At 69.2% G+C, this 12,616-nt stretch carries 12 protein-coding genes; 7 read left to right on the top strand and 5 right to left on the bottom strand.

Going from position 1 to position 12,616, the window contains the following annotated elements; translation table 11 throughout:
• Window positions 1–114: 114 nt before the first annotated feature.
• On the top strand, window positions 115–3,669 hold the full coding sequence (locus EER34_RS12280) for a DUF7507 domain-containing protein (RefSeq protein WP_164743549.1): 3,555 nt from the start codon (window positions 115–117) through the stop codon (window positions 3,667–3,669).
• A 68-nt stretch (window positions 3,670–3,737) separates the two neighbouring features.
• Window positions 3,738–4,658 (top strand): AEC family transporter, encoded by a 921-nt coding sequence (locus EER34_RS12285; protein ID WP_127475206.1) that lies wholly within the window; start codon window positions 3,738–3,740, stop codon window positions 4,656–4,658.
• A 5-nt stretch (window positions 4,659–4,663) separates the two neighbouring features.
• On the opposite strand, the gene EER34_RS12290 is transcribed toward EER34_RS12285, so the two are convergent.
• From EER34_RS12290 to EER34_RS12300, 3 genes are read right to left on the bottom strand one after another with little or no spacing between them, the layout of a single operon-like run.
• Entirely contained in the window at window positions 4,664–4,933 is a 270-nt protein-coding gene (locus EER34_RS12290) for a DUF6510 family protein (protein WP_127475208.1), read from the bottom strand.
• Window positions 4,933–5,658: an FAD-binding oxidoreductase gene (locus tag EER34_RS12295; protein ID WP_127475210.1), complete on the bottom strand. Its 726-nt coding sequence runs from the start codon at window positions 5,656–5,658 to the stop codon at window positions 4,933–4,935. Before EER34_RS12295 ends, EER34_RS12290 begins: the two co-directional genes overlap by 1 nt.
• Window positions 5,655–6,248, bottom strand: coding sequence for a sulfite oxidase-like oxidoreductase (locus tag EER34_RS12300; RefSeq protein ID WP_127475212.1), 594 nt, complete (start codon window positions 6,246–6,248; stop codon window positions 5,655–5,657). Before EER34_RS12300 ends, EER34_RS12295 begins: the two co-directional genes overlap by 4 nt.
• A 185-nt stretch (window positions 6,249–6,433) precedes the next feature.
• On the opposite strand from EER34_RS12300, the gene EER34_RS12305 reads away from it, so the two are divergent.
• The gene (locus EER34_RS12305; RefSeq protein WP_127475213.1) at window positions 6,434–6,994 is read left to right on the top strand and encodes an HdeD family acid-resistance protein; all 561 of its coding nucleotides are present in this window, start codon (window positions 6,434–6,436) and stop codon (window positions 6,992–6,994) included.
• A gap of 65 nt (window positions 6,995–7,059) precedes the next feature.
• Here the strand turns inward: EER34_RS12305 and EER34_RS12310 are convergent, their stop codons facing one another.
• Window positions 7,060–9,048, bottom strand: coding sequence for a S9 family peptidase (locus EER34_RS12310; protein ID WP_127475215.1), 1,989 nt, complete (start codon window positions 9,046–9,048; stop codon window positions 7,060–7,062).
• A 2-nt stretch (window positions 9,049–9,050) separates the two neighbouring features.
• Window positions 9,051–9,824, bottom strand: a complete 774-nt coding sequence (locus tag EER34_RS12315; RefSeq protein ID WP_127475217.1) for an SDR family oxidoreductase — start codon at window positions 9,822–9,824, stop codon at window positions 9,051–9,053.
• A 45-nt stretch (window positions 9,825–9,869) separates the two neighbouring features.
• On the opposite strand from EER34_RS12315, the gene EER34_RS12320 reads away from it, so the two are divergent.
• The 4 genes from EER34_RS12320 (at window position 9,870) to EER34_RS12335 (ending at window position 12,613) form a co-directional block, all read left to right on the top strand.
• Window positions 9,870–10,358: an NfeD family protein gene (locus EER34_RS12320; RefSeq protein ID WP_127475219.1), complete on the top strand. Its 489-nt coding sequence runs from the start codon at window positions 9,870–9,872 to the stop codon at window positions 10,356–10,358.
• Complete coding sequence (locus EER34_RS12325; RefSeq protein WP_127475221.1) at window positions 10,355–11,317, top strand: SPFH domain-containing protein; 963 nt, start codon at window positions 10,355–10,357, stop codon at window positions 11,315–11,317. The genes EER34_RS12320 and EER34_RS12325 overlap by 4 nt, the downstream gene beginning before the upstream one ends.
• Entirely contained in the window at window positions 11,314–12,093 is a 780-nt protein-coding gene (locus EER34_RS12330) for a glycerophosphodiester phosphodiesterase family protein (RefSeq protein WP_127475223.1), read from the top strand. Before EER34_RS12325 ends, EER34_RS12330 begins: the two co-directional genes overlap by 4 nt.
• Before the next feature lie 136 nt (window positions 12,094–12,229).
• Entirely contained in the window at window positions 12,230–12,613 is a 384-nt protein-coding gene (locus tag EER34_RS12335; RefSeq protein ID WP_127475224.1) for an RNA polymerase-binding protein RbpA, read from the top strand.
• The last annotated feature ends 3 nt before the right edge of the window (window positions 12,614–12,616 follow it).

The raw sequence follows: 12,616 nt of genomic DNA on the forward strand, positions 1-12,616 counted from the left end.
GACCTCGCGAAGCGCTCATCACCCCGATCGAGTGATTGCCGCGGCATCCGCTGCCTGCGAGAATTCCCGATACTCGTGGGAGACCGTCGCCGGTGGTCCCTGAAGGGGGTGGGAATGGGCACAGCGTCGAGCCCGGGGGTACAGCCTCGCACGCGTGCTTGGGCGGTGATCGTCGTGGGCGCGCTGATCGGCGCCCTCGCCACTGCTCTGCCTGCGCCCCCTGATGCGTCGACACCGGCCGTCGCCGCGCCCGGCGACCCTGGAGAACCCGCTCCCCCGACGGTCGTGTACGACGAAGGGTTCGAGAACGCTCCGGACAGCGGTTTCCCGCTCCTGCTGACCAGCTACGTCTCGAGCGTCGGCGGCACGTACACGGCCGATCCGGCATGGGCGTCGTACCCGAACTGCAATGGCTTCATCATGTCCACGACGAATACGCAGAGTCCCGGCTCGTGCGGCAACGAGGCGATCGGATACGCCTCGCTCCGCAAACTCGCGTATGCGCTCGGCACCATCAACGGCTCAGCTGACGCCGGCACCAACAGCATCAACGCCGCCTACACGTACAACAACGCCGCAAACAACGCTATCGAGTTCGAGACGGTGACACCGATCCAGCTCGCCACACCATCCCGCTATCTCACGTTCTCCGTCAACGCCGCCGCGACGAACTGCTACAGCTACCACCCGCGACTCCAATTCCATGTGAGGAGCGGCTCCCCCGCCGTCGAGACGCCCCTCGGCGGCGTCATCGATCCGTGCTCGGATCCCCGGTCACAGGTCCTGAGCACCGGTCCGATCACCGGCGGCTCCACTCAGCCATACCGAGGCGGCTCGTTCCCGGCGTCCGCCTCGTTCGTCACGACGTCGAGCTCGATCGGCATCGTGATGCGAAATCTCACCGGAACGGGCGCGGGCAATGACGGGGCGTTCGACGACATCCGCATCCTCGACGTCACCCCCTCGCTCGACAAGTCGTTCTCGATGCCCGACATCAGCGGTCGGTCGAGGCTCACCTTGACTGTGACCAACACCGACGAGCTGGCGTCGAAGCTGGGGTGGTCGGCGACGGATACACTCCAACCCGGTCTCGTCGTGGCGAGCCCCTCCAACGCCTCATCCACGTGCGCGAACGGGAGCGTCACCGCCACGTCCGGCGCGAGCACGATCTCGGTGGCGGGCGATCTCACGACCGGCATGGCGTTCTGCACGTTCACCGTCGACGTCACGACCGCGACCACACCGACCCTCGAAGCTCCGCAGAGCTACCAGAACTGCGCTAGCGACCTCTCTCCGCTCGTCGGCCTCGACCCGCCCGACGTGTGCGCCACCGTCACCTTCTTCGCTCCCCCGCAGCTGCAGATCGACAAGACGACCACCGCGACGACGGCGTCCAAGGCGGGCGACACCGTGACCTACGCCGTGACACTCAGCAACATCGGCGGCACGGCGTACACCGTCGCCCAGCCTGCGTCCTTCTCGGACGATCTCGCCGGGATCCTCGATGATGCCGCGTACAACGGCGACGCCACCGCGTCAGGAGGCGCACCGCCACCGACATATTCCGCGAGCACCCTCAGCTGGACGGGACCTCTCGCAGCCGGGGCATCCGTGACCGTCTCGTACTCCGTGGAGCTCACGCTCGCCGGCGACGGCGTCCTGCAGAACACCGCGACCGTTCCGGACGGTCCGTCCGCGACATCCACCGTGGCGATCCCCCTCCAGCCCGCACTCTCGCTGGTGAAATCCGCAACGCCCTCGGACGAGCCAGGCTACGTTCTGGGCGCCGTCATCTCCTATGCCTTCGTGATCACGAACACCGGCAACGTCGCGATCACGGACCTCTCCCTGACCGAGGACCAGTTCACGGGAGTCGGACCCGTCTCCACATTCACCTGCGCTTTCGCCCCCGTGCTCATGCCCGGCAGCCAAGTCGTGTGCACTGCCACGTACACGTTGCAGCAGCCCGACATCGATCAGGGCGGTGTCGACAATGCCGCGACGGCGAGGGGTGTCGACCCTGACGGCGCAGTCGTCGTTTCGAACCAGTCCAGCGTCGCCACGCCGGCGCCCGCGACACCTGCCCTGACGATCGAGAAGTCAGCCAGCGACGGGCCTTTCACGTCTGCCGGAGACCTCGTCGCCTATTCGTTCCTCATCACCAACACCGGGAATGTGACACTGACCGAGGTCGGTGTGGCCGAGGAGCCGGCCCTCTTCACAGGATCCGGGGTGGTCTCCCTCGCGGCCTGCCCGACGACGACCCTGATCCCCGGAGCCACCGTCACCTGCACAGCGACCTACCCGCTCACCCAGCAGGACGTCGACCAGGGCACGGTGGAGAACAGCGCGACCGCCGTCGCAGTGAGCCCCGCCGACGACGACATCGAATCGGCGCCTTCCACGGCGGTCGTCACCGTGGCGGCCGTCCCTTCGCTGTCGATCGTCAAGACCGCCGGACCGGGTGGCTTCACCCGCGCCGGCGAGGTGGTCAGCTACAGCTTCGTCGTGGTGAACACCGGCAATGTCACCCTCACGGACATCGCCGTCGAAGAGCTCACCTTCACCGGCACGGGCGGACCACTGACGATCGCCTGTCCCGCCGGATCAGCAAGCCTCGCGCCGGGCGACGACGTGACCTGCACCGCCGACTACAGCCTCACCCAGTCCGATATCGACTCCGGCTCAATAGCCAATTCCGCCATGGCCACCGCCGCGCCACCTGTCGGCCCTCGAACCTCGGCGATGCCCTCGCCGGTGCAGATCGCATTCGTCGCCGCTCCGGCGCTCGCCATCGACAAGACGTCGAGTCGCGCCACCGTCACCGCATCCGGTCAGTCGATCGACTACACCTTCGTGGTGACCAACAGCGGCAATGTCACCATCCGCGACGTCTCCATCGCCGAAGGCACCTTCACCGGCACGGGTGCCTTCTCGGCGATCCGGTGCCCTGCGGCCGAGTCCGCTGCACTTCCACCCGGGTCCCGCATCAGCTGCACTGCCACGTACACCACGACCCAAGACGACATCGACGGCAGTCCCGCACTCTATGCGGCCGCCACCCGAGCCCCCACCGACACGCTGTTCAATACGGCGGCGGCGACGGGCACTCCCCCCTCTGGCGTCAGCATCTCCTCGGCCGATGACACCGTCACGATCGCGATCGCTCCCACCACAGCCCTCGAGCTCATCAAGACCGTCGCCCCGATGACCGTGACGGGCGCCGGGAGCAGCGTCGACTACGCCTTCGAGGTCACCAACTCCGGCACCGCGACGCTCACCTTCCTCACCATCACCGAGACCGCGTTCACCGGCACCGGCACGCCGCCGCTTCCCCTCTGCCCCTCCGACGTCCTCGCGCCGGGCGCCACCGTGACCTGCACGGCCACCTACGTCACGACGGCCGCGGATGTCGCTTCCGGTCACGTCGACAACACCGCCACCGCCTCGGCTCTCGCTCCCGACCAGTCGACCGTCACCAGCGACGACGCGGATGCCTCCTTCACGATGCTCCTCCCGACGGAACCCTCCCCGTCCCCCTCGCTCCCGGCGCCCGGCCTCCCTGCGACAGGCCAGGGCAGTGTGACCGGACTGCTCGCGATCGGCGTCCTGGTCACGCTCCTGGGCAGCGCACTCCTCACATCGACCAAGCGGCGCGCGACCCACTGACCGGAACGAACGCCGCCCCGCGGGAGCTCGATTCGGTCCGAGCCCGCCGAGATCTCTAGTCTCGAATCATGTGGGAGTCGCTCACCGGGTTCGTCGTCGTGGGCGTGGCGATCCTCGTCGGGTGGATCATCGGCCGCATCGACCTCCTCGGCGAGCACGGTCGCCCGGTGCTCGCCCGCCTGACGTTCTTCGTGCTGTCGCCGTTCCTGCTGTTCGTCGTGCTCGCCCAGGCCGACGTCCGCACGCTGTTCTCGGCGCTCCTGCCGGTGTCGGCGATCACCGCGGTCACGATCATCGCCGCCTACACGCTGATCGCCCGGTTCGCGTGGAAGCGCTCGGTCGGCGAGACCGTCATCGGCGCATTGAGCGCCGGACAGGTCAACTCCAACAACATCGGCATCCCGCTGTCGCTGTACCTGCTGGGAAGCGCCGCATATCCCGCACCGGTGATCCTGCTCCAGCTGCTGATCTTCACACCGATCACGATGGCGATCCTGGATGCCGTGACCTTCGGTCGCGCGACGCTGTGGCGCTCGATCGCACGAACCGCGACGAACCCGATCGTCCTCGGCTCGGTGCTCGGAACCCTCGTATCGGTGACCGGCCTCGACCTCCCGCCGGTCGTCCTCGAACCCGCCGTGGTGGTCGCGAACGCGTGCGTACCGGTCCTGCTGATCAGTTACGGCATGTCACTCGTGGGCCAGCGCGTCCTCGCCCCGTCCGGACGGCGGCGTGACGTGATCCTCGCCACGGCGCTGAAGCTCGTCGCGATGCCGCTCCTGGCGTGGGTCGTCGCGGAGTTCGTCTTCGGACTCGGCGCGCAGGACGTCCTGATCGTGGTCGTCCTGGCCGCTCTCCCCACCGCGCAGAACGTGTTCAACTACTCACAGCGGTACGACGTCGGCGAGACGATCTCGCGCGACACCGTCTTCCTCACGACAGTGGGCTGCCTGCCTGTGCTGATCGGCGTCACGCTGCTGCTCGGCTGATCCGCTCAGTCCCGCGAGAGCTCCCGCAGCATGCCGAAAACGATCCGGATGCCGCCGCCGGCACGCAGCACCGTGAGGAGCGTGTGCGTGCACGAGCGGCAGCGCACGATCGCCCCGGCCTCATCCAGCTCGACGACGGTCTCGGCGAGCCGTGCCGCCGCACCGCAGCCGCCGCACACGCCCACGAGTGTCGTGGCGTCGCCCGCGAACACATCGGACAGCAGCCCCGCCAGGGCATTGCCGTCGACGGTTGCCGTCGCATTCTCCGCACGCATCATGCGCCTCCGAACCGTTCGGTCTTGATCCTCTGCGGCGGATGCCCGAGTCGCACGAGCGCGTCGGCGACGTGCTCCACGAACCCCGTCGGCCCGCACACGTAGACGGTCGGCTCGCGCGCCGGATCCCACACCGCCGCCCGGATCGCCTGGTCATCGAGACGACCGACCCTGCCGGTCCACCCGTCCGGCGCCGCCCGTGTGAAGGCCCAGGTCACCGCCACTCCCCCGGATCCGGACGCTCCGTCGAGCTCCTCGCGATATATCGCGTCTTCGGCTCGACGCGCGGAGTAGAGCAGCCGGAAGGATGCCGCGGCCCCCGCATCCCGCGCGGCACGCGCCATCGCCATCAGCGGCACGATCCCCGAACCGCCGGCGACGAGCTGCACAGCGCCGGCTCCCCCGGGGCGCCAGACGAAGTAGCCGCCGAGGGGGCCCTTGACCTCGAGCTCGTCGCCGGGGATCACGTCGCGCACGAGGTACGGCGAGACCTCGCCGTCGGGGATCTCGTCGACGGCGAGCTCGATCGCCTCGCCGTCCCCGTAGGAGCCGAGCGAATAGGACCGCTCGGCCTGGTATCCGTCCTCTGCGGTCAGGCGGATGTCGACATGCTGCCCCGCGTCGCTCCCCGGCCAGCCGGGGACCGCGAGACGCAGGACACGAGCGCTCGGCGTCGCATCCTCGACGGATTCGATGCGCGCGGCCCGCCACCCGCCGACGGTCACCAATACCGCTCCTCGGTCCACGGATCGCCGTGCATGTTATAGCCGTTCTGCTCCCAGAAGCCCGGCTCGTCCTGATCCATGAGCGTGAGGCCGCGCACCCACTTGGCGCTCTTCCAGAAGTACAGATGCGGCACCAGAAGGCGCGCGGGGCCCCCGTGCTCGGGGTCGAGCGGCTCGCCGTCGAACTCGAAAGCGACCCACGCCTTCCCTCCGAGCAGGTCGTCGAGCGCGAGGTTGGTCGTGTAACCGCCGTACGAGTGGGCCATTGCGAACGACGCATCCGTCTCGACGTGGTCGAACACCGCGTCGAGGGACACCCCCCGCCACGAGGTGCCGAGCTTCGACCATCGCGTGACACAGTGGATGTCGGTCGAGACGTCCTCCGGGCCGAGCGCGAGGAACTCGTCCCAGGACCACGACACGTCGTCGCCTGATTCGCTTCGGACGGAGAACGACCACTCGGCGGTGTCGATGCGCGGCGTCGGGCCGGCGGAGAGCACCGGGAAGTCGTCCGTCAGGTACTGACCCGGCGGGAGCTGCGGATCGCTCTCGCGGCGTCGCGCGCCGAAGCCCCTCGAGAAGACTGCCATCGTGTACCTCCCCTGGTCGGGACTGCGCACGATCACCGTAACGCGCACCCGCCGTCCAGCGCGAGAACAGAATGGACACTTCGGAGCACGTCACGCGACACACAGTGTTCAGCACCGGGTTCTTCGAGTTGGGGTCTAGGCTTTAGCCGCCCGTTAACAGCAAACTCCCAGAAAGGACACCTCGCATGTCCACAGAATCCGCGGCCGAGAAGTCGGCCGTCAACGGCATCCGCACTGCGCTCGGCGTGGGCGGCGTTCTCGCCGTCATCGCCGGACTCTTCATCGTGTTCCAGCCCGTCGGGGCGGCCGTCGTCGTCACCTGGGTGATCGCGCTGTACGCGATCGCCGCGGGCCTCGTCTACGCCGGTCTCGGGATCTTCTCGAAGAACAAGGGCGGATGGGCGCGAGTCGGCCACATCGCGCTCGGCATCCTCTTCATCATCGCCGGTGTGATCGCGCTCGTGAACTCGACGCAGGCCGCGGCCTGGCTCGCGGTCTTCATCGCGATCCTCGTCGGCATCCTGTGGATCGTCGAGGGCATCGTCGCACTGTCGACGCTCGGCGACGCCGCATCGAAGGGATGGTCGATCTTCTTCGCGATCGTCAGCATCATCGCCGGTCTCTACCTGGTGTTCTCGCCGCTGTGGGGCGCCGTCGTGCTCTGGTGGCTGCTCGGCATCGCGCTGATCGTCCTCGGAATCATCAACGTGGTCCGTGCCTTCACCTTCGGGCGGAAGACGGCCTGATCCGCTGACGCCGATGTCGAAGGGCCCCGGGAATCCCGGGGCCCTTCCTCATGCGCTGAGCGGCCTCATGCCACGGGCAGCATGCGCGTCCACCAGTCGAGGACAGCGTCGAACCGCTCGACGCGATGACGCGGCTGCCCCGATCGGGTGAGCTCGTGGTTCTCGCCGGGGAAGACCAGCATCTCGGCTTCCGTCCCGCTCCGCTTGAGCGCGGCGTAGTAGCGCGTAGCCTGCTCGAGCGGGCAGCGGAAGTCGAGCTCCGAGTGGATGACCAGCGTCGGCGTGGTGACCTGATCGACGACCGCCATCGGGCTCTGCCGCGCGATGTCATCGGCAGAGACGCCGACGTACTCGTCGCCGAAGAACGTGCCGATGTCGCTGGTGCCCTGGAACGTCGCCGGATCCAGGAACCCGCGCTCCACGATCGCGCCCGCGAACCGGTGGTCGTGCGCGATCACCCAGGCGGTGAGGTAGCCGCCGTACGAGCCGCCCATGATGCCGACGCGATCGCCGTCGAGCCGCTCGTCGGCCGCGACCGCCCCGTCGAGGAAGTCGATCACGTCGGCGAAGTCGACCGTGCCCATCGCCTGACGGATGCTGCGCCCGTGCGCGCGCCCATAGCCGGCGGACCCTCGGGGGTTGCTGTAGACGACGGCATACCCGGCGTCCACGAGGACCTGCGTCTCGTCGAACAGGTGAATGCCGTATGCGGCATACGGCCCGCCGTGGATCTGCAGGATCACCGGGAAGGGCCCGTCGCCCTCAGGCGTGGCGACCCAGCCGTGCACCGGGTAGCCGTCTCGGCCGTCGACGGTGAGCTCGCGAGGAGCGACGATTCCGGATGCCGCGGCCCCGGCGCCGAACGCGGTCAGCGCGCCCACCTCACCGTTCTCTACGACCAGGAGTTCGCCATACGAGTCGGGCCGCGCGGCGGCGACGACGATCCGACCGCCGACGGCGGCATGACCCGCGACCTCTACGTCGCCGCCGAGGACCTCCGTCAGCTCCCCTGCGCGCGACACCCGGACGAGGCGCACGCGCCCGCGCGTGCGGTCCTGCACGAGGAAGTCGTCTCCGACAGGGGTGATGTGGCTGCCGACCTCGCCGAGATCGATCGACTCGGCGTCGGTCAGTCGTCGCGGTCCGCCATCGTCGAGCAGCCACAGCCCGACTCCGGGTGCGATGAAGTCGATGCCTTCGTCGCCCACCTCGTGGCCGAGGAGGGCGATCGCACCGTCCCCGGCGACCTCGAGACCGTACAGCGACAGTCCCGCCGCGACGCCGAGCACCTCTCGCTCGCCCGATCCGTCGACGGCGATCGCGACGACGCGCGTGCGGAGATCGCGTTTCGCGGGCTCGATCTCGTCGACGGCGGCCAGGACCTCGGCACCGTCGGCGGTGAAGACGAGCCCGGCGTACGAGGCGGATCCTGTCGTCAGCTGCCGCGCCTCGGCGGCGACGAGCTGCTTCTTCGGGGGCGTCTCCCCCTCCGGGCGCACCGCGGGCGCGGGCTCGTAGAACGGCTCGGAGTCGGTCGTCGGCGCCGCCACGACGAAGACGTGGGCCGGGCGGTCGGCCAGATACCCGAGGCCGTTCGCGTGCCACCGGATGCCTGTGATGCGCCGCGGAGCCTCGGCCGAGGCATCCAGCCCCTCCACGCTGCCGTAGCGACCCTGCTCGGGCACGCGCGCGACGAACGCGATCGTGCGCCCGTCGGGCGACCACGCGAAGCCCTCGACGCCCAGGACGGCGTCTGTGGCCTGCACCGGCTCGCCGCCTGCCGCGGGGATCACCCAGACCTGCGGCTTGCTCTTGGCGTCGCCGCGGACGAACGCGACGGTGCGACCGTCCGGAGACAGGCGAGGACCGACGTCCGCCGTGCCACGCGTCAGGCGCCGAGGCGTGCCTCCCGGGAGATCGACACGCCAGAGCTGGCCGACGCCGCGATTCGCGACGAGATCGGGGCGCGAGGTCGCGAAGACGGCGAACGAGCCGTCGGGCGCGATGACGGGCCTTCCGACCGAGACGAGCTTCTCGATGTCGTGGGCGCGCACGCTCACTCCCCCGCGAACGAGCTCGTGTCGCCGACCAGACGGGTGTTGTCGGCGGGCACCGGGTCGAGTGCCGCTGCGGCGACCTCGGCCGCGAACTCCGACACGTTGTAGAGCTTGCCGGCGTCGTCGCGGCGGGCCGCGATCGCGCCGGGGTTGGCGCGTTCCAGCAGAGTCGCTGTGATCGTGCCCTCGATCATGTCGCCGGAGACGACGACGAACTCCACCCCGCGCTCGGCGAGCGCGGGGATGCGCTCGCGGAGGGCGTCCTCGCCGGCGCGCTTCGACAGCGCGACCGGCTCGTACTCGGGCATCGTGGGCGTCGTGCGGATGAAGTGGGCCTGGTGGCTCGTCACGAACACCACACGCGAGCCGTCGCGGAGGAGCGGCAGCGCGGTCTCCAGCACCCGGACCTGCGCGTCGCGGTTGAGCTGCAGCGCGTAGTCCTCGGCCATGCCCGACTCCATGCCTCCCGACGCGTTCAGCACGAGGATGTCGAGCCCGCCGAAGGTGCGACCGACCTCGTCGAACATCGCCTGGACGGACTCGCCGTCCGTCAGGTCGGCGCCCACGACGAGGACCTCCACACCGAGTTCGCGGAGCTGTGCGGCGAGCTTCTCGGCGCGCGGCGCCTTGTTGCGGAAGTTGATGACGACGTTCGCCCCCGCCTCGGCGAGATAGCGCGCCGTGTCGGCGCCGATGCCGCGCGAGGAGCCGGTCACGAGGGCGGTTCTGCCGCTCAGCGAGCCGGCGGGAAGCGTGGTGGATGTCTCAGTCACGCCCTCGACCCTACCTGCTAGGTTCGAAGGAAAAGGAGGCGCAGCGTGGAGTTCATCCAGACCGTCGAGCAGTGGGCGTGGATCGGATGGCTGGTGCTGATCCTGGCTTTCCTGGTCATCGAGATGCTCACGCTCGACTTCACCTTCCTGATGCTCAGCATCGGCGGCCTGGCCGGCCTCGGGGCGGATCTCCTCGGGGCGCCGATCTGGCTCCAGGTGATCGTCGCCGCCGCCGTCGCCGCCGTGCTCGTCCTCTTCCTCCGCCCGCCGCTCCTGCGGCGCCTCCGCCGCGGCGAAGACCCGACTCCGTCCAACGTCGATGCGCTGATCGACCTCCGCGGTCGCGTCGTGTCGACCGTCAGCGCCCATGGCGGCCAGGTGAAGCTCGCCAACGGCGACCTGTGGACGGCCCGCACCGAGACCGGCGAGCTCGAGCCCGGCATCCCGGTCAACGTCATCCGCATCGACGGCGCGACCGCCGTCGTCCGCGCCACCGACCCGATCGCATCCCCCCCGGAGGACCCTCGCGCATGAGCGACGTCGACGCCATCATCCCCACGACCATCGCGTGGCTCCTTGCCGTCGCGGTCTTCATCTTCGTCCTGGTGGTGATCGTCCGCTCGATCCGGATCATCCCGCAGGCGAGCGCAGGCATCGTCGAGCGGCTCGGGCGGTACCACAAGACTCTGTCGCCGGGACTGAACCTCCTCGTGCCGTTCATCGACCGCCTGCGCCCGCTGATCGACATGCGCGAGCAGGTCGTCTCGTTCCCGCCGCAGCCGGTGATCACCGAGGACAACCTCGTCGTCTCCATCGACACCGTCGTCTACTTCCAGGTCACAGACGCGCGCGCGGCGACCTACGAGATCGCCAACTATCTGGGCGCGGTCGAGCAGCTGACCACGACCACGCTCCGCAACGTCGTCGGCGGTCTGAACCTCGAAGAGGCCCTCACCAGCCGTGACAACATCAACGGCCAGCTCCGTCTCGTCCTCGACGAGGCGACGGGCAAGTGGGGCATCCGCGTCGGGCGCGTCGAGCTCAAGGCGATCGACCCGCCGCACAGCATCCAGGACTCGATGGAGAAGCAGATGCGCGCGGAGCGCGACCGTCGTGCGCTCATCCTGACCGCCGAGGGCACGAAGCAGTCCGCGATCCTGACGGCCGAGGGCCAGCGTCAGGCCGAGATCCTCAAGGCCGAGGGCGACAAGCAGGCCGCTGTGCTCCGCGCCCAGGGCGAGGCCGAGGCGATCCAGGTCGTCTTCGACGCCATCCACGCGGGCGATCCGGACGACAAGCTCCTCGCCTACCAGTACCTGCAGACGCTTCCCAAGATCGCCGACAGCGCGTCGAGCAAGCTCTGGATCATCCCGAGTGAGTTCACCGAGGCGCTCAAGGGCTTGAGCGGGTCGTTCCTCGGCGCCACCGTCGACGGCGCGGCGAGGAGCCGGCCGCAGGAGACCCGCCCGGCTGTCGAGCCTCCCACTCCGTGACCCACCCCTGGTTCGAGGGCGCCCGGACGCCGAGGGTCCTCGCCCACCGGGGACTGGTGACGGCGGAGGATGCCGCGCACGGCGTCGAGGAGAACTCGTTCGCCGCCGTGGCCGGAGCCCACTCCGCCGGTGCTGAATACGTCGAATCGGACTGCCATCTGACCGCGGACGGAGTCGTCGTGCTGTTCCACGACGACGATCTGTCCCGCGTCACCGGCGATCCCCGGCTCGTCGCCGACGTCTCGTCCTCCGAGCTCGAGAGCCTGATGTCGGGCCGCGGCGGCCTCATCACCCTCGATCAGGCTCTGGACGCGTTCCCCACCGTGAAGTTCAACCTCGATGTGAAGGCCGCCGCCGCGGCGGAGCCCGTCGGGCGCGCCGTCGCCCGTCACGGTGAACGTGTGCTCCTCACGAGCTTCTCCGACGAGCGCCGGCGCATGGCCCTGTCGGTCGCGGCTGCCGCCGCGGGCACGGGGATCATCCCTGCGACTTCCGCAGGATCGGCGACGATCGCCCGACTGCTTGCCGCCGTCGCGATGCGGTCCGACCGCCTCGTGCGACGGGCGCTCGCCGGCGTCGACGCCCTGCAGGTGCCGGAGCGTCAGGGACGATTGCGCGTGGTCACTCCCCGTCTGATCGCCGCCGCGCATCGGCATGGTGTGGAGGTCCACGTCTGGACGGTGAACGACCCGGCCGACATGGGGAGACTCGTCGCGCTGGGAGTGGACGGCATCGTGACGGATCGGGCCGACCTGGCGCTGCGCACGCTGGGATGACGGCCGCTCGGCCGCGCACGCGCGGATACGTCATCCCCGCTGTGCATCCACTGTGAATGGGAGGTGAACAGCCGCCGTTCGGATGATCCGCACAGGTGGCTTCGTTATACCTGTACAGCGACGAGAGGACCACAAAATGGCAGACCGCAGCTTGCGCGGCATCCGGCTCGGCGCCCAGAGCCTACAGAGCGAAGAGGGCGTCGTGTTCCATGAGCGTGCACAGCACACGTACACGTGTACGGTGTGCGGACGTGACACCAACCTGACTTTCGCGGCCGACGCCGAGGTTCCCCCGGCGTGGGAGTGCCGCACGTGTGGTGCAGAGGCGCTCCGGCGCGTCGGCGAGGGCACCGCGACCGTCGACCACTCGGGCGACAAGGTCCCCCGCAGCCACTGGGACATGCTGCTCGAGCGCCGCACGCTCCCCGAGCTCGAAGAGCTCCTCGAAGAGCGTCTCGCCTACGTCCGCGCGCGTCGCGGCGCCGGCGAAGACGTCTCGCTCGACAAGATCAGCGCCTGACGA

Source organism: Microbacterium sulfonylureivorans (genome assembly GCF_003999995.1).
Classification (GTDB): domain Bacteria; phylum Actinomycetota; class Actinomycetes; order Actinomycetales; family Microbacteriaceae; genus Microbacterium; species Microbacterium sulfonylureivorans.

What these genes read in the sequence shown, in the direction of transcription:
- EER34_RS12280 (WP_164743549.1), top strand. Translation starts at nt 115, where the DNA reads ATGGGCACAGCGTCGAGCCCGGGGGTACAGCCTCGCACGCGTGCTTGG.
- EER34_RS12285 (WP_127475206.1), top strand. Translation starts at nt 3,738, where the DNA reads ATGTGGGAGTCGCTCACCGGGTTCGTCGTCGTGGGCGTGGCGATCCTC.
- EER34_RS12290 (WP_127475208.1), bottom strand. Translation starts at nt 4,933, where the DNA reads ATGCGTGCGGAGAATGCGACGGCAACCGTCGACGGCAATGCCCTGGCG.
- EER34_RS12300 (WP_127475212.1), bottom strand. Translation starts at nt 6,248, where the DNA reads ATGGCAGTCTTCTCGAGGGGCTTCGGCGCGCGACGCCGCGAGAGCGAT.
- EER34_RS12305 (WP_127475213.1), top strand. Translation starts at nt 6,434, where the DNA reads ATGTCCACAGAATCCGCGGCCGAGAAGTCGGCCGTCAACGGCATCCGC.
- EER34_RS12325 (WP_127475221.1), top strand. Translation starts at nt 10,355, where the DNA reads ATGAGCGACGTCGACGCCATCATCCCCACGACCATCGCGTGGCTCCTT.
- EER34_RS12335 (WP_127475224.1), top strand. Translation starts at nt 12,230, where the DNA reads ATGGCAGACCGCAGCTTGCGCGGCATCCGGCTCGGCGCCCAGAGCCTA.